This is a genomic window from Methanobacterium formicicum (genome assembly GCF_029848115.1).
GTDB lineage: Archaea > Methanobacteriota > Methanobacteria > Methanobacteriales > Methanobacteriaceae > Methanobacterium > Methanobacterium formicicum.
Genome location: NZ_JARVXG010000037.1, coordinates 56,294 through 72,762, shown reverse-complemented (window position 1 = coordinate 72,762; position 16,469 = coordinate 56,294). Strand labels below are relative to the sequence as shown.

The window sequence follows — 16,469 nt, the reverse complement described above, 5'->3', positions numbered from 1 at the left end:
CCATAAATACGTATTTATGGGCACGGAGGCGGTATAATTAAGGGAGTAAAGCAAAACTCTATCTATGCAGTGCTATGCATGGTGTTCATGGTCGCTGCTGCAGTACCAATATCTGGTGCTGTGAGCGACCCGGACAATAATGCGGGCGATAATAACGCGGCCAATGGTTTGCAGATTGGAGTGAGTGACCAGGAGATTCAGGACACTCAGAATGTTCTCCAGAGTAGTAATCCATTTGGTGCAAATTCCACTAGTAAGATCCTGGGAACCAACAACTCCACTGATGGTTCATTGAGACTGGGAACTACCGGTGATAAGGTCAAAGAACTACAACAATGGTTAACTGATTACGGTTACTATTCTGGGGATATCGATGGTATTTTCGGTGAAGACACCGAAACTGCTGTTCGGAATTTCCAGGAAGAAGCCGGTTTAATTGTTGACGGTGTTGTGGGTAATGACACTCGTAAGGCCATGGCCAGCTGGGATAAATACCTGGCAGAAGTCCAGGCCGCTGCCGGTGAAAGTGATTACAGTTCTACCTCTAACTCAGATAAATCAACCTACTCTCCTAAAAAATCATATGCCAATGCTGTCCGCAGTTACAGCAAGTATTACAGTAGCAGCTGGTATAATGGTAAGGGTACTGGTGATTGCTGGGCTAACAGTGCATCACTGTACAGTTCGCTGACCTCTTCAGGAACCAGAGCACGTATTGTTCAGTATGCTAACCGTTACTCATCAAATCATCGTTCAGTTCAGGTCTGGAATGGTAACAGCTGGGTTGACTATGATTACCGTGGTAATGGTTATGCCCAGAGATACTATGCCACTGGTGGCAGCTCGTCCGGAGCAGTAATAGCAGGCGGATAAAAAGCGATAAATCAATCTATGATTGTGCAACAGTTGTCCGGCCAGCAACTTTCTCTGGCCAGTAACTGTTGACTCCCATTTTTTTTAAAAAAAAATAGTACCTCTCTGCAATCATTATCGAGAAATCCTTTTTAGGGGACTAAAACAATAGAATTTTAAATAAATCCGGTAAAAGATAAAATTTTCAAAACAAAAGAAAGATATAAATTTAAACCTAAACTTCCTTAATATCCAAACAATCCTTAATGAATTCAAATTTAACTTTATGATAACTTAATATTTTACTTTACACGAGGGGATTTTAACGAAAAAATACCAATCAATTCTGTTAGTGGCCATTACGGTGTGTGTGGTGGCCTTTGTGGGATATATCAATATCCCGGAGAGTACGGCTACCAACAATACCAGCACGGGGGGAAACTTTGAGAATGAATGGGTGAAATTCCAGTACCCTTCAGGATTATTCGTAGTGGACAATTCCAACAGCACCCATTTAAGATTAGAATTCTATGCAAACTCCAACACCACCATTGAAAACCTGGTGGGAGAGGTATTTTACTGTAAGAGTAACCGAACTGATATGTCATCTTTCACCAAAAGAAAGAGCATCAGTATTGCTGACAAATCTGGGGTTAAAATCGAAGATGGTCTCCAGGTCTGCAGTTATGTTTTCCTCACATCCGATTACACCGATGTGAAAACCATGATATTGAATTTTGATGCTAAAAACTATCGTGATGCCTACCAGACCGTGGCTGACTCCCTGGTTATCAAGAAAATATCGAGTTAAGGGATGTGCTAAGAAATCTGTAAATTAAAATTATTTTCTTACATCCCCTGAATATTAAAAGCCTCATTTATTTTATTTTAAATATAACCGGTTATTATTTAAGAAAAATATAAAAAAAGATTTTTTTTGATAAAATAAAGGATTTTTAGCTTTTACCGGTCTGGAAACTGTTTAATATATGGTCAATATCTCCCTTCATCTTTTCTAGTGTTCCTCCCGTTACAAAGGTTATGGTGTAGATGTAGTCATCCTTACTGAGCAGTACCAGTTTCACTTCACCGAGTTTACCCCTTTCCGGGCCAGCCATTTCATCAATATCAATCACCGTGGCCTGAACGCCATCCACACTACGGTTGGTTTCATTGATGACCGTGCCGGTTTTAAGGTAGATGTCGTTACTTTTTACCTGGTCCAGGGAGGTTCCATTGGCCAGGGTCCGGGTGATGGTAACTACTGAACGGTAAGTGGAATTATCCGTACTGTTTTTTTCCCCTTGAATCAGTTCACCCGCGGTACGTTCCTGGAAAACCCAGCCACTGGGATAATTAAAAGAAATTTCATTTCCTTTACTGTCTTTACTGGTGTAATGAGTTCCAGAGGCTATGGTAAAGTAAACCATGGCCAGGATTATGACCAGGATAACTGCGGCTACTACCATGAATTTTTTATTTATGAATTTCTTATTCAATTAGAAACACCTCAATTATTATAGAAACACTTCAAATTATAGAACACTTCAATAAATATACCAATGGCATTATATGATTAACACCCAATAAAAAGATGCCCCTGCCTGATTTGGGAAGGGTTTAAAATTTATCAACCAACGATTCACTGGTTTTATTAAAAAAAGCCGATATTCGGTTCAAACTGGCGGGGAATATATAGATTATGGACGATAATCAAACATTTATACCAGATGACAAGTAATACTAGACGATCAATATATTATAATTGATGAACAATAATTTATCTATAATCGTATCATAAGTTTTATGATGATTAAATTTAGTGGTTAGATTAGCTTAGCAAGGTGATTTACGTGGACAAAATTGATGAATTATATTACGAAGGCCATCTCCGGAAGGTGGAAGCCTCTCCTTTAAAAAGTGCTTTATCTCTTAAAGAAGCCAAAATATGGTTAAAAGAAGCTGAAGAAACTTTTAAAGTAGGATTTTATCGTTCTTCACGTGTTTCAACCTATTTTGCTGTTCTGCACGCTGCTAGATCCGTTACATTACGGGACGGAGTGGAAGTGGAGGATCCCCTCTACTTGGTGAATTACCTGGAAAAATACTGTGCCGAAGGCAATCTCAGCCTGAAATGTCTAGACGTACTTACGGTAATATTCAACCTTAACTACGAAGATCAGCATCATTTCCAAACCACCCGGAACCCGGATGATTTAAAGCAGGCCATTGACTTTGGGCACGAATTCATTAACTGCATAAAAAATTTACTGGATAAAACAGCCAGACTACCTCGCTCAGTTATAAAAAATTCCATCAGAGAAAACGAGTATGGTGGTTAGGATTATTATTGAATAATAAACGTTTTGGAATATGTAGCTCCAGTTGAATCAGGAATAATTATAATCAAAAATTAGTAATATACAAATTTGGGAAAAACAGTATTTTGAAAGTACTGATTGGGAATATAAGACTGATCAGTCCTTATCTTCATGTTCTTCTTCCTTCTTTTTTAAGTCTAGGACATCACGGTATATTTCCGCCCAAATTCTATTAATGGAAGAATCCGCATCCTCCAGGGATTCTAGCCTCTTTTCAATGGCCTCGATTTCACCCTTGGATTTGAGTTCTTTGAACTTATTTTCCACTCTTTCTTTGTCTTTTTTCAGATAATCAGAGGACATGGGTATGACACCTTTAGATTTAACAAATTCCATGCATCTATAACTCTATAATTATTGAATAAATGCAGTTAATCAATGGTTCCTGGAAGTTGTTAATTGAATTAAGTTCTTTATCAAATTAAGTTTATCAATTAAGTTGTTTATCAATATATCTTAATGATTATTTTATTTTTTCCTAAAATATTAGGCAGGGGGGATACCCACTTATAAGTATGGCGAATCAAATCAGGGGAAAATAATAGAAAAGAAAGGATTATCCAATCTAACACTGTTGAATCCAAAATAGATTGCATCCTGAAGTATTGGGTCCTGGCCCATTATTGGGTCCGGGAAAAGGTGACCCTAATCTCTAACTCATTGTTAATAGCCGTAACCCTGAACTGTTTAGTGCCACCGTAGAGCTGATTACCATTTATGTACCACATCTCAACATGGTATCCTGGTTCAGGTTCAGCAAGAATATAAACATGACTGGACTGTTCCACCTCAAACTCTCCCTGGGGACTGACACTTCCATTATCCCCCGCATGAATCCTCACTTGACAGGTCACACCACACCCCCTATAATTTAATAATAATCATTATAGAATTATAATGCATAAATTTTTCCCTCTAACTATGGGTTTCCCCTAGGGCAAACTATAAAATTATAAATTATTTAGAAGTGGTGATAGTGGATTCAAAACAAGTACAGATACCAGGTATCCGGGATATCGATCTATTCCTGGATTTTTTACCCTACCTTAAAAGTAAGGACAGTAGTTTTTATGAATTGGTGGATGAGGCTCCCCAGTTCCCCTACTATGTCTATTCTCCAGAAATAGTAGACCTGATAACCCTCATCAATCAGCAGAACATGTTCCATTTTGATTGGGTCCAGTGGTCCAGTGAGGCATCTAACTACCTTGAAGATCCTCTTCAACTGGAAAATGCCAACCTCACAACAGTTATGAACCTTTTATTCACAATGGTCCGGGCAGAACGTTTCACCGAGGGTTTGATGGGTGAAATGGTTGATAAGGGTATTGTACTAAAACTCCTGTTGCGTCTGGAGAAGATCCGATCAAAAATCATTGATGGATTTTATGGTGCTTTACTTGGATTGGCTATTGCAGATTCTATGGGTGCACCCCTTGAGTTTAAGAATCCTGGTAGCTTTCAGCCAGTAAATGGTATGACTGGTGGGGGAACCCACAATCTGAGTCCAGGGATGTGGACTGATGACACCAGTATGGCCCTTTGCCTGGCAGAGAGTTTAATTGAGAAGGGAGATTTTGATCCGGTTGACCAGCTACAACGCTATCTGCGCTGGTTCCAGGAGGGATATCTGAGTGTTAACGGGCACTGCTTTGATATTGGAAACACCACCCGTGAAGCTCTCCGCATATTCCAGGAAACTGGTGAACCCTATCCTGGACTAGACCATGAACTTTCTGCGGGAAACGGTTCATTAATGCGCCTGGCTCCAGTGCCCCTATTTTACTTCACCCAACCCGGTAAAACCATTGAATTATCCGGTCAAAGCTCACGAACCACCCATAATCATATCCTGGCGGTGGATGCTTGCCGTTACATGGGATCTTTAATTAACGGTGCCCTGATTGGGTTCTCCAAGGAAGAGTTACTATCACCACATTTTTCAATTGTACCGGGATACTGGGATGAACATCCCCTGGCCGAAGAAATAGATGAAGTAGCCAGTGGTTCCTACCAGGAAAAAGAACCCCCGGAAATAAGGGGTAGAGGCTATGTGGTTAAATCATTGGAAGCAGCATTATGGGCCTTTCATCAATCTGAATCATTCCGGGAAGGTTGTCTCCTGGCAGTTAATCTAGGTGAAGATGCCGATACCACCGGAGCTATCTACGGACAACTGGCCGGAGCATTTTATGGAAAAAGTGGCATTCCCAGTGAATGGATTGAAAAACTGGCCTGCAAAGAAATGATCCATGAAAAAATCAAGGGATTACTGGCTCATCAAATGTAATCTCAACAAAAAAGAAGAGTAATCTTAAAGGATAACTCTTCATGGCAGGAAAAACTTCCTAAAATATCTAAAAAATCTTGAAAAAATTTAGAAATTATACATGGTCCTGGTGTTCCAGATGTCCACCGCAGTCACATTCAAGATCAAAGTCATCTGGTGACTCACCTTCCTTAAGTTCATAGTAACCACCACATTTATTACATACCAGGAAATGCTGGTCCTTTTTAGCTGGTTTGATCTTTTTTCTAGAATCAGTTTTAGATGATTTACCCAAGAAACTACCCAGATCTTTCATAAGTCCCTTTCCAGTTTTTTCCACATCCTGCATTAAATCCTTGCCTGTTTCTCTAAGATCATCCATAGGATCTTCTCTGGTGCGTGAGGTAGTGGTTGAACTATTAGAAGTTGAGGGAATGGTGGTATGAACATTACCGGTTTTAACCGTGGTGGGTGATGCTTCCTCATCTGTAGCTTCGATAACCGTGCCACATTCGGTACAGAACCGGGCCCCGGGTTCTAGGGGAGCGTTGCATTGCGGGCAATTTGTGGACGTTTCTATTAGGGCACCACACTCAATACAGAACTTATCTTCGGAGGATAGTTCTGTGTTACACTGGGGACATTTCACTGTGGATTGCAGTGTTACCTTATCCTCAACCTTTTCATTTCCACTTTCCACATCACTCATGCCTTCCGGCAGGGATTCTTCAACAGGTTTACCACATTCGGTACAGAATTTTGATCCAGGCTCTATCCGAGCGTTACATGCACTGCAAACATCTCTTGAATTTTCCATCTATTAAACCCCCTCTAAATATCTCTTTTGTTATAAAATTGGAGGCATTACCTATAAAAGATTATCCGCCTTCATTGGTAGTGTTGGATTTTATTGTTTTTGAATAAGATTTTTCATAGGGGTAATAAATTTTATAAAACTTGATTAATAAATTAAAACAGATAATTATCAGGATATGATTTGATGTTTCTATGAATAGGTGTGATGATGCATTCTGCTAAAACATTTACCAAGTTCAGATCGTGGGCATTGCTGCTAATGGTTACTTTCTTAGTATTTACCTTGTTCACCTTCTCCTTACGGAATACGGTCCTAACCCCTCTGTATATTACCATCGTAATCCCTATCGCCAGTTTTTTACTTCTGGCTTTAATGGTTTATGCTACCTGGTGGACTTATAAAAATAATGAAAAAGTTTTAAAAACGTGGATGCTAGTAACTGCAGGTTTATTCCTATATTTTATGGCAAATTTTCTTTATTTTTTATTAAGGGATTACCTGGGATTGATATCTTTACCTTCCCTGGTCGATACTCTGTACATTGTTGCCTACCCCCTTTTGATGTTGGGAATACTGACCCTCATGGAAAAACCCTATAGATTAAAGTTAAAATCCTTTTTAGACTCGATTATTGTTTCGGTTTCGGTAATGTTCATTATATGGTTCCCCCTTATCTGGCCAGTGATTGAACCCAGCCAGCCGGATACACCGTCCATGATATTTTCCCTATCCTACCTGTTTCTGGATCTTCTCTTACTACTGGTTACACAGGTAGTGCTCTTCAGTGAAAAGAAAAAGATCAGTACTATATCGCTCTTTTTAGTATCCTTAGGCATATTCTCCCAGGTAGTGGGGGACATGGTCTTTGCCTACCAGGTAGTGGTCCCTAATCTGCTTTATCTGTGGCTGGCCAATACCTTCTACACTTTAACCATCATTCTAATTGCCCTGGCAGTTTTGTCCTATATCAATAAGGTTGAAATGGATATAAAGAATAAATTGTCATTTTACAGTGCTTTAAGTCCTTATAATGATTGGATTTCATATTTACCTTTGGTCCTGGTTCTTTTCACCTACAGTCTTTTAATAATAACCACTCCGGATGCTGCATTGATCTGGGGTGTGGGGATCATCGTGGTTCTGGTAATACTGAGGCAGGTCATCTTTTTAAATGACTTAAAGCGGGCTCAAATTACCCTTAAAAGAAATAAAGAAGTTATATCCAAAAGAAAAGAACAGCTGGACTTTATAACCTCTAACATGCTGGATATCATCAGTGAATCAGATGCCAATGGTGTTTTGAAATATGTCAGTCCCTCTACCCAACAACTCCTCGGCTACCATCCTCAGGAACTGGTGGGCCACTCCTTGTATGAACTGATACATCCTGATGACCAGGAAAAAGTACGCCAGACCATTAAAAAATCAATCAATGCCACCGAAGGTTTGAGGGTGGAGAGCAGGTTAAAAACTGCAGAAGGGAAATATATATGGATTGAAACAACGGGAAAACCAGTTGTTGATGAAAATGGATTTAGAGGATTTATATACAGTGGCAGGGACATCACTGAACAGAAAAAATCTGCAGAATATATTAAAAAATCTCTGGAAGAAAAGGAAGCACTTTTAAGGGAAATCCATCACCGGGTGAATAACAATCTACAGGTCATCTCCAGCTTATTGAGCCTGCAGTCCGATAATGTGAGGGATCCCCGGGATCATGAACTATTTGTGGAAAGCCAAAACCGGGTACGAAGCATGGCTATGATCCACGAAAAACTGTACCAATCTGATAAATTTAACTCCATAAACTTCAGAGATTACCTTAAAACACTTATCAATAGATTAATATATGATTATTCTCAGGATCTGGGCCACATTGACCTTGAACTGGATATTGAGAATGTGGAGTTGAATATTGAGACCTCGGTGCCCTGTGGTCTCATTATAAATGAACTGGTATCCAACTCATTGAAGCATGCTTTCCCTCAGGGCAGGAATGGTAAAATAATTGTGAAATTCCATAAAATAAAGGATAAATACGTTTTGATGGTGGGTGATAATGGAATAGGGCCACTGGAAAAATCAGTACTGGAAAGCAGTAAGAAACTGGGCTTTAATCTGGTAAAATCCCTCATCAAACAACTGGATGCCTCACTGGAAATTCTGGAAAGCGAGGGCACATTGTACCGAATCACCTTTGCCGAGTTAACTTACCAGAAAAGATTTTAAACTTCCGGGGACTCGTTAATATTATAAAATTAAATTAATTGGTCTAATAAAATAGGATTTGGTTAAAAAAACGTCTTAAAAGGATATTGTTTAGAATAGTCCCAGTTTTCATTATTTACTGGGATTTATCAGCACAGTAACTGCCCTTTTACTGTGGTTATTCCCCTTAAGAACCAGATAAAATGGCCGTTTTTCTTTAATTCTTTCCAGTCTTAATGGACTTAGAAGGCTGTGGAAAGATTCCCCCACATCCTTTAACTCAATTCCCTGTTTTTTTAAGAGGGGCATGATGTATTCCTTTAAAATATTTTGTTGCTCTTTAGCAAGAAGCTGGGGCTGTAAAGTCATTCTGTAGGGTATGGTATGTATTTGAGATTCAATGAGATGTTCATTCATATTTTTATCCTCCATATTTAAAAGAAATATCTTTATAGTCAACCAATCGGGTAGTTGGTTAAGCTTGTTAAGTGAAACCAATTTAAAAATTCAAATCCTCAATTAAAACATATTTAAACAATTTAAATCAGTAAACAACATGCTCGGGGAAATGAAAAATTAACTTTCTTGTATTTTATTATGGTCACCATCAATAATAAAACCTTGGTTTATACCATCCCCTTGACTGGTGTATAAAGGGGATGCCCAGTCCAGTTTCCCCTACAGGGTCCCCCTATTAATTTAGGGATCAATTGTTATTTAGGATTCACGGGAATAGAAAAAAACTTTTTTAAACCGGGAACTTTAATAATTCACTGTATGGTAAACCACCGACAGAACCGCATTCTTATTCTCCTCTTTGTAGGTGTATTCATGGGTTCCCTGGATATAAGTATAGTGGGACCAGCACTCCCCAGTATCCAGACTTACTTTACAGTGAACGACCGGATGCTTTCCTGGGTTTTTACCATTTACATTCTCTTTTTTATGCTGGGAACACCGGTAATGGCTAAATTATCTGATATATATGGTAGAAAGGCCATTTACCTATTAGATATCCTTCTATTCACCATTGGGTCCCTGTTGACCATAACTTCATTCTCATTTGAAATGCTCCTCTTTGGTAGAGCCATACAGGGACTGGGTGCTGGTGGAATATTTCCTGTGGCTAACGCCTTCATCGGGGACATATTTCCCCCGGAAAAAAGGGGAGGTGCCCTGGGAATCCTGAGCTCAGTATGGGGCTGGTCCAGTGTTATGGGACCTATACTGGGAGGAGTGCTACTCCAGTACGGCTGGCAATGGCTGTTTATCATCAACCTGCCAATAACCATCACGGTAATAGTGTTGAGTCTCAAAATCCTCCCTGGTGGTGAGCGAAACAATAACGTCACCTTTGACTGGTGGGGGGTGCTGGTACTGGGCCTGCTGGTGACTTTCTTGGCCTACGGAATCAACCAGATCAACACCGACACCTTCCTCACCAGCCTGCTATCGGTAGATGTCTTCCCCTACCTGCTTTTAGCAGTAGCTCTCCTTCCTATTCTCTGGAAAATTGAAAAAAAGGCCCAGGATCCACTTATTCAGGTAGATCTTTTTAAAAGCAGGGAAGTTAAACTGGTGAACAGTATAATGGTGGGCACCGGCCTGGTTCAAGCGGCCACAGTTTTCATCCCAGCCTTTATTATTGTGGCCCTGGCCTTTTCATCTACTGGGGCCAGTTTAATGTTAATCCCCGTGGTCCTTACCATGGCCGTCGGGGCTCCGGTTGTAGGGAAGCTCCTGGACAAATTTGGTTCCCGTAATATAATGCTCATCGGATCCCTGATTATGGCCAGCGGACTGTTAATGGCTGGAATCTTTGCCAGGGATTTCTACCTGCTAATCCTGGCCGGTGTACTCATTGGTGTGGGAATGAGCACCACCATTGGCTCTCCACCCCGTTACATCATGCTGGTGGAGACACCTCCCCGGGAAAGGGCATCAGGCCAGGCCCTACTGAACATCATAACCAGTGCAGGACAGCTGGTGGGCGGAGCTCTGGTGGGGGCCTTCATCGGGTCCTACAATGGCCAACTCATGGGATACCAGTATGCTTACCTTTTTATTGGCTTAGTGGCTATTGTAATGGCTATACTAGCTGTTGGGCTTAAAAGCAGGAAGGAACAGATTGAAACTGCAATGTAGATTTAGCTTAGACTATTTATTTCAAAAATAATAGTGTTTAGAATAGATTTAGTTTAATTATCTTCAATTTGATTATTTTTATGTTTTAAAAAAAATTAGTTAAGAAATATTAGTTTAGAAATAATTTTTCCGCCAACTTAACAGGATAAGGGAATAGATATCCGGAAAGTGCTTCACAGATAATCAACCGAGGGTTTTAACCTTTTCAAGGCACTTAATGCATTCTCATAGTCAACTTCGGAAATATCACCATCATCAAAGAAGCTCTTAAGTTGAAAAGAAATATTTTTAATGGTTATTCGGTCCCCTTTATTGCGCAGACTGGAGTAAGCCTGAAGAATGGTAGGATCATTCTCTGCCAGACTATAAATGGTGGCCGGTGCACTGGAGGTAGTTTCAGGTTTAATAACTGCACTGGTGACCACCAGGTTAACCAGTCCTTCATCATCGTTAACTGGGGGCACAGTTTTAACCGTTACCGTGTCAAGGGACTGGTTAACTGTTTTTTGAAACTGAGGAAAATGAAGGTAATAATTTTCTTTCCAGTTTAAGGGAGTTCTATTCACCACATGGTGCAGGCTATCCAGGAAGGTGTAAAGGGCACTGCCCACGGCAATGTGGACGGTGTCAGTTTCTGGAGAGTAGGGACTACTGAATTTGCAGACCCATTTGGACCGGTCACGGGAGTTGGATATCACCATGTAAAACTGGGCAAACTCCCTTTCACCAATTATACTCCGTTCTAATTCTCCAATAAGGATTTTCCCAGTTATTTCGTCTCCATCAACCAGTTCTGACCATAATCGGGTATTGTACTCTTCCGGGACTAAGTCAGTTAATCCAAAATCCAACATTGATAGAACCTCCAATTACACTTCCCTTCAATTTACACTTCTATTATCTATGTTAAGAGACTTTAAAAAAATCTTAGATCATCACCGGTAAGATATTTTTCTTAGGTAAAAATTACTAGATGGTCAAGATCACTAGGTAGGAGTACCCTTTATAAGTATATGCCAGGTCTTCAGGACCTTATTTATACCTCTTCTGGTGCCAAGCACCCGACCCAGCATGGTACCGGCGGTTATGCTGAAGATAATTCCCATTAACGGAGCTCCCTGTACCCAGTAGGACAGGTAGTATGTCCTGGTGAAGACAAAGGTAAGGTAACAAATTAGAATTATCCCCCCAATCCAGTCAATTCTGCTGATAACATGGCTGGTATCTTCATCCCAGCTCAGGCGGTACATGCGAGTGGCCAATGTCCCCACACCCAGACCAATCAGTATACCTCCCAGGGCCCAGGCCACACTGAAGGTACCACTAAGCACTTCTCCACTTATAACCAGTAACATGAAGATCATTACCAACGTGTAGATCCGCAGCCTAAATATAAGGCGTTTATCAAGATAGGGGACTACTGGTGATTTTTCTCTATTTTTCATGGTGAATTACTTCTCTATTTTTTTGTTTATCACGTTATTATAATCTCTAAATCTTTTGATTTATACCTGTTTTTTTTGATTTATATTAATTCTTAAAAAATACTCTCCAACGTAACCGGAGTGGGTGATATAAAGCGTTATCCTATATTTAGCGTTAATTAAGAGTGGTAATAAAATAGAAAAAATTAATAGGTATTACTAACGTATACATTCACTGAGTACTGTGTCAGAAATTAAAATTGTCTTGGTAAATGACGAAAAAACCGATGCCATGGATATTAAACGGAGTTTAAAGTCATTTAACTACCATGTTCCATTCGTTGCCTCCAGCGGTGAGGAGGCTTTAAGTAAAATACTAGAGATAATGCCCGATCTTATTTTGATAGATATCATGCTTAAGGGGAATGTTGATGCCTTTGAACTTGCCTCTAAAATTAAAAATTTAAACATTCCTATCCTATTTTTAACAGCCCGTGCCGAGGAGTCGGCCATTGAAAGGGCCATGATTATTGAACCTCCGGTCAGTATCGTCAAATCCAGTGACCCGGATGAACTCAAATTTTCCATTGAACATACTCTCTTCCAGAAGGAAAAGGACCGGGAAACATCCTGGCAGATATCCCTAACCACAGCCATGAACCGAGTACTAAAAGAGGCTTTGAACTGCAGTTCAGTTCATGAAGTGGCCAGGATATGCCTGGATGTTGCTAGTGAGTTCACTCATAGTGCCTTTGGCTTCATTGGTGAAGTAAATCCAGAGGGTCGTTTCAACACCATTGCCATCAGTGATTCTGGCTGGAACAACTGTATCATGCCCAAAACCCAGGCTGAAAATGCAGTGTTGGATATGGAGTTGCAAAGTTACTGGAGCAGACCCATTAAAACTGGAAAAACAGTTATGGTAAATGATCCCACTTTGGATCCTGATCAAAGGGGTGAACCACCCGGACACCCTAAGATAACTTCCTTTATGGGAGTACCCCTTAAACAGGGAAGTAAAACTGTGGGAATGATTGCCATAGCCAATAAAGAATCTGGTTACACCCTCAATGATCAAAAGGCCATGGAAACCCTGTCTGTTACTATTATAGAAGTTATAAGTCGTAAAAAGGCGGAAATAACCCTTCAAAGAAGTGAAGAACGATTCCGTGTTGTAGCCGAGTCAGCAGTGGATGGAATAGTCACCACCAACCTGGAAGGTAACATCCAGTTCTTTAACCACAGTCTGGAGAAAATCTTCGGTTACCATCGAGCCGAACTCATTGGAAAACCCCTGACCACTTTAATGCCAGATCGCTATAAAGATACTTATTTAAAGGAACTGGAAAGGTTTAAAAATAGTGGCTATCATCGATTAGTGGGTAAAACAGTGGTAACCACAGGTTTAAAAAAGGATGGTACGGAGTTCCCTTTTGAAATGTCTTTATCCTCCTGGAAATCAGGAGAAAAATTTTATTTCACCTCTATTATCCGTGACTTAACCAGTAAGATAAAGGCGGAAGAAGAACTCCAATGGAGCCAGGAACGTCTTAAGATGGGGATGGACATGGCCAGTCTGGCTTACTGGGAATATGATATTGAAAGCGACCTCTTTACCTTCGATGACCAGTTCTACGCACTTTACGGTACCACTGCGGAACAGGAAGGTGGTTACCAGATGACTCCTCAGGAGTACTCGCAACGTTTTATTCCCTCCAAACACCAGTCCATAGTGGCCCAGGAAGTGGGCCGTGCCCTGGAAACTGATGATCCCCAATTCTCCAGCACAGCTCAGCACACCATCATCCGGCGCGATGGAGAAGAAAGATACATTATCGTCCGTATAAGGGTGGTAATGGATAAAGATGGGCGTAAAATCGGGACCCGTGGGGTTAATCAGGATATAACCGAACTTAAAATGGCTGAAAAAGCTTTAAAGGAATCTGATAGGCGCCTGGCAGACATCATCGATTTTTTACCCGATGCCACCTTTGTCATTGACAAAATGGGGCGGGTGATCTCCTGGAACCGGGCCATAGAAGAAATGACTGGTGTCCGGGCTGATGAAATATTGGGAAAGGGAAATTATGAATACTCAATACCCTTCTATGGCCTGCGCCGCCCGATACTGGTGGACATGGTAAAAGCCGAGGATAAAGAGATCCGTGAACACTACCAGATACCCCAGCGCCGAGGAGAAGTACTGACTGCCGAAACTGAGGCCCTATTAAGGGGAGAAACCAGGGCAGTCTGGGCCAAGGCCGTGCCCCTGTACGATAGTAAGGGTAACTTCGTGGGTGCTATTGAGGCCATAAGGGATATCAATGAGATGAAACAATCCCGGCGGAAGATCCGGAGGGAACTGGAAATCAACCGGGCACTGGCCAATATATACGCCCCCATAATTTCACCTGTATCCACCATGGAAGACGTAGGCCGCACCATACTGAATGAAGCCCAAAAATTAACCAACAGTCCACAGGGTTTTGTTTCTATACTCGATACACCTAATGATAACACTAAAATGACACTTATTGGCTCTCAGTTTTTAAATGGAAAGGATTTAGCTTTACATTTGGCCCGTGATGATAGTTATAATGAGCTCTGGGACCATATACTCCATACTATAAAGCCTTTTTATACTAACACTCCTCATGAACACCTTCCCCTTGTATCGGTTCCAGAAGGACACTTTACCGTGGACAGTTTGCTGTCAGTGCCGGTGGTTCTGGCTGAGGAACTGGTGGGACAGATCAGTGTGGCCAATGCTCCGGAAGGTTATAACCGTGATGATCTGGATGATATTAGTAGGTTAGCTGTTTTCTGTGCCCTGGCCATTCAAAATAAAAGGGCGGAACAGGAGATCAAACAATCCCTCCAGGATAAGGAAGTCTTACTCCGGGAAATTCACCATCGGGTTAAAAACAACATGCAGATAATATCCAGTCTCCTGAACCTGCAGATACGACATGTGGATGGCGAGCAGGAGACAAATATCCTAAAAGAGAGCCAGGGAAGGGTTAAAAGTATGGCCATGGTGCATGAGAAGCTTTACCAATCCCCCACCTTCACCAAAATTGACTTTAAAGACTACGCCGAAAAACTGATAAACGACATATTCTACTCATACGGAGTCCGGAAAGGAACCATTGAAACTGAAATAGATGTGGAAGATATTCACATTGGCATAGACACGGCTATTCCCTGCGGCTTGATCATAAACGAACTGGTAACCAACAGTGTCAAATACGCCTTTCCCGATAACCAGGGCACACTGCAGATCAGGCTCAAAACCAGGAATGACCACCTGGAAATGGTTATTGCCGATAATGGCATAGGCCTTCCTGAAAACCTTGATTATGAAAATACTGATTCACTGGGCTTACAACTGGTTAATAATCTGGTTAGACAACTGGATGGTCAAATAACACTTGACCGCAGTAAGGGGACATCTTTTACTATTTCTTTCCAGGAATTACACTATAAAAAAAGGATATAAACCAGTAAAGAGTTAACTGGTTTAATAGGTATTACAGGATAACTGGATAAAGAGTTAACCGGTTAAATGAGTATAACTGGTTAAAAATGAGGATAATAATGGCTTTTTAATCATGTGATCAACATGGTGAATTACAGACTTTACTCTGAATTAATATCCGGAGAAATTCTGTTTATATAATGGCCAGTTCCCCGGCACTGGTTATTTGCAGGCTTTTTTGATCTATTAAACCCATTTCCCGGAGTTCCCGGATGTGGTTATAGGTCATTCCCCGGCTGATACCGATCTTGGTGGACAGGTTTTTAACGTTGTTTTCACCATCATTTAACTCTTCGAGGATGATCCTTTTGGTTTTGGAAATCCCAAAATTGAGAATGGGCAGGTCGATAATGTTCTTATCTTCCTCAGTAATGTAAACGATCTTCTCCACCATATCGTGGCGCGCGTAACTACCAAAAAGAGCTCCCAGTGCCTGTGGTTTCCTACCACCACTGATATTCACCACGATGTTTCTTCCGTGGGCGTGTTCTTCTTCTATTATTTCCGCAGTGTCCCGGGCCACCATAACCACGTTGTATATACTGGTAGGTTTGACTTCAATTTCCAGAACCCGCCCCACAGTTTCCTGCAGCATGCGTTCAGTTTCTTTCATCTTAGCTGGAGCATCCTCTTCCCGAATAAGGACTATTTTATCTGGAGAAAACTGAGTAATGCAAGCCATTACCGGCTCCAGTGAATATATGGTAGAGATTAAGGTGTTTTCCATTTTACCACGTTAAGGTGTTATGTATCATATTCATTGTTATCTATTCTCCTTTAACCTGTATATTAGTGTTTTGATGCTTAAGTAGCCTATTTTAGTGATAAACTA

General features: G+C 40.9%; 16 protein-coding genes. 7 read left to right on the top strand and 9 right to left on the bottom strand.

Annotation, left to right across the window (positions count from 1 at the left end):
- Window positions 1–78 precede the first annotated feature (78 nt).
- Both QC759_RS03790 and QC759_RS03785 read left to right on the top strand, forming a co-directional pair.
- Window positions 79–873 (top strand): peptidoglycan-binding domain-containing protein, encoded by a 795-nt coding sequence (locus QC759_RS03790; protein WP_048073210.1) that lies wholly within the window; start codon window positions 79–81, stop codon window positions 871–873.
- Window positions 874–1,234: 361 nt separating this feature from the next.
- The gene (locus QC759_RS03785) at window positions 1,235–1,663 is read left to right on the top strand and encodes a hypothetical protein (RefSeq protein ID WP_144405535.1); all 429 of its coding nucleotides are present in this window, start codon (window positions 1,235–1,237) and stop codon (window positions 1,661–1,663) included.
- A 145-nt stretch (window positions 1,664–1,808) separates the two neighbouring features.
- Here the strand turns inward: QC759_RS03785 and QC759_RS03780 are convergent, their stop codons facing one another.
- On the bottom strand, window positions 1,809–2,351 hold the full coding sequence (locus tag QC759_RS03780) for a PsbP-related protein (protein WP_048073212.1): 543 nt from the start codon (window positions 2,349–2,351) through the stop codon (window positions 1,809–1,811).
- Between the two features lie 354 nt (window positions 2,352–2,705).
- Between QC759_RS03780 and QC759_RS03775 the strand changes: the two genes are divergently transcribed.
- Window positions 2,706–3,194: a HEPN domain-containing protein gene (locus QC759_RS03775; RefSeq protein ID WP_048073213.1), complete on the top strand. Its 489-nt coding sequence runs from the start codon at window positions 2,706–2,708 to the stop codon at window positions 3,192–3,194.
- A 135-nt stretch (window positions 3,195–3,329) separates the two neighbouring features.
- Here the strand turns inward: QC759_RS03775 and QC759_RS03770 are convergent, their stop codons facing one another.
- Entirely contained in the window at window positions 3,330–3,569 is a 240-nt protein-coding gene (locus QC759_RS03770) for a hypothetical protein (RefSeq protein WP_048073214.1), read from the bottom strand.
- A 284-nt stretch (window positions 3,570–3,853) separates the two neighbouring features.
- On the bottom strand, window positions 3,854–4,087 hold the full coding sequence (locus QC759_RS03765) for an InlB B-repeat-containing protein (protein ID WP_048073215.1): 234 nt from the start codon (window positions 4,085–4,087) through the stop codon (window positions 3,854–3,856).
- A 122-nt stretch (window positions 4,088–4,209) separates the two neighbouring features.
- Between QC759_RS03765 and QC759_RS03760 the strand changes: the two genes are divergently transcribed.
- Window positions 4,210–5,523 carry an ADP-ribosylglycohydrolase family protein gene (locus QC759_RS03760; RefSeq protein WP_279845104.1) on the top strand — a complete coding sequence of 438 codons (1,314 nt, stop codon included), beginning with the start codon at window positions 4,210–4,212 and terminating at the stop codon, window positions 5,521–5,523.
- A gap of 94 nt (window positions 5,524–5,617) precedes the next feature.
- Here QC759_RS03760 and QC759_RS03755 read toward each other — a convergent pair whose 3' ends face one another.
- Window positions 5,618–6,319 carry a zinc ribbon domain-containing protein gene (locus QC759_RS03755; RefSeq protein ID WP_052399976.1) on the bottom strand — a complete coding sequence of 234 codons (702 nt, stop codon included), beginning with the start codon at window positions 6,317–6,319 and terminating at the stop codon, window positions 5,618–5,620.
- Window positions 6,320–6,471: 152 nt separating this feature from the next.
- A complete protein-coding gene (locus QC759_RS03750) occupies window positions 6,472–6,654 on the bottom strand; it encodes a hypothetical protein (RefSeq protein ID WP_171824064.1) in 183 nt (60 codons plus the stop codon).
- Window positions 6,655–6,823: 169 nt separating this feature from the next.
- Between QC759_RS03750 and QC759_RS03745 the strand changes: the two genes are divergently transcribed.
- Window positions 6,824–8,551, top strand: coding sequence for a sensor histidine kinase (locus tag QC759_RS03745; RefSeq protein ID WP_279845103.1), 1,728 nt, complete (start codon window positions 6,824–6,826; stop codon window positions 8,549–8,551).
- 111 nt (window positions 8,552–8,662) lie between these two features.
- On the opposite strand, the gene QC759_RS03740 is transcribed toward QC759_RS03745, so the two are convergent.
- Window positions 8,663–8,947 carry a hypothetical protein gene (locus QC759_RS03740; RefSeq protein WP_048073216.1) on the bottom strand — a complete coding sequence of 95 codons (285 nt, stop codon included), beginning with the start codon at window positions 8,945–8,947 and terminating at the stop codon, window positions 8,663–8,665.
- Between the two features lie 360 nt (window positions 8,948–9,307).
- Between QC759_RS03740 and QC759_RS03735 the strand changes: the two genes are divergently transcribed.
- Window positions 9,308–10,675 carry an MFS transporter gene (locus tag QC759_RS03735; protein ID WP_048073217.1) on the top strand — a complete coding sequence of 456 codons (1,368 nt, stop codon included), beginning with the start codon at window positions 9,308–9,310 and terminating at the stop codon, window positions 10,673–10,675.
- Window positions 10,676–10,848: 173 nt separating this feature from the next.
- Here QC759_RS03735 and QC759_RS03730 read toward each other — a convergent pair whose 3' ends face one another.
- Window positions 10,849–11,529 carry a hypothetical protein gene (locus tag QC759_RS03730; RefSeq protein WP_048073218.1) on the bottom strand — a complete coding sequence of 227 codons (681 nt, stop codon included), beginning with the start codon at window positions 11,527–11,529 and terminating at the stop codon, window positions 10,849–10,851.
- A 132-nt stretch (window positions 11,530–11,661) separates the two neighbouring features.
- Window positions 11,662–12,120 (bottom strand): hypothetical protein, encoded by a 459-nt coding sequence (locus QC759_RS03725; protein ID WP_048073219.1) that lies wholly within the window; start codon window positions 12,118–12,120, stop codon window positions 11,662–11,664.
- 223 nt (window positions 12,121–12,343) lie between these two features.
- Here QC759_RS03725 and QC759_RS03720 point away from each other — a divergent pair, with 223 nt between their 5' ends.
- Window positions 12,344–15,598, top strand: a complete 3,255-nt coding sequence (locus tag QC759_RS03720) for a PAS domain S-box protein (RefSeq protein WP_052659987.1) — start codon at window positions 12,344–12,346, stop codon at window positions 15,596–15,598.
- Between the two features lie 172 nt (window positions 15,599–15,770).
- Here QC759_RS03720 and csa3 read toward each other — a convergent pair whose 3' ends face one another.
- A complete protein-coding gene (gene csa3 / locus QC759_RS03715) occupies window positions 15,771–16,364 on the bottom strand; it encodes a CRISPR-associated CARF protein Csa3 (protein WP_048073220.1) in 594 nt (197 codons plus the stop codon).
- Between the last annotated feature and the right edge of the window lie 105 nt (window positions 16,365–16,469).

Coding starts and splice junctions, on each gene's coding strand:
- csa3 (WP_048073220.1), bottom strand. CDS start 16,364: ATGGAAAACACCTTAATCTCTACCATATATTCACTGGAGCCGGTAATG.
- QC759_RS03750 (WP_171824064.1), bottom strand. CDS start 6,654: ATGGTAATATACAGAGGGGTTAGGACCGTATTCCGTAAGGAGAAGGTG.
- QC759_RS03725 (WP_048073219.1), bottom strand. CDS start 12,120: ATGAAAAATAGAGAAAAATCACCAGTAGTCCCCTATCTTGATAAACGC.
- QC759_RS03770 (WP_048073214.1), bottom strand. CDS start 3,569: ATGGAATTTGTTAAATCTAAAGGTGTCATACCCATGTCCTCTGATTAT.
- QC759_RS03790 (WP_048073210.1), top strand. CDS start 79: ATGGTGTTCATGGTCGCTGCTGCAGTACCAATATCTGGTGCTGTGAGC.
- QC759_RS03735 (WP_048073217.1), top strand. CDS start 9,308: ATGGTAAACCACCGACAGAACCGCATTCTTATTCTCCTCTTTGTAGGT.
- QC759_RS03740 (WP_048073216.1), bottom strand. CDS start 8,947: ATGAATGAACATCTCATTGAATCTCAAATACATACCATACCCTACAGA.
- QC759_RS03730 (WP_048073218.1), bottom strand. CDS start 11,529: ATGTTGGATTTTGGATTAACTGACTTAGTCCCGGAAGAGTACAATACC.
- QC759_RS03755 (WP_052399976.1), bottom strand. CDS start 6,319: ATGGAAAATTCAAGAGATGTTTGCAGTGCATGTAACGCTCGGATAGAG.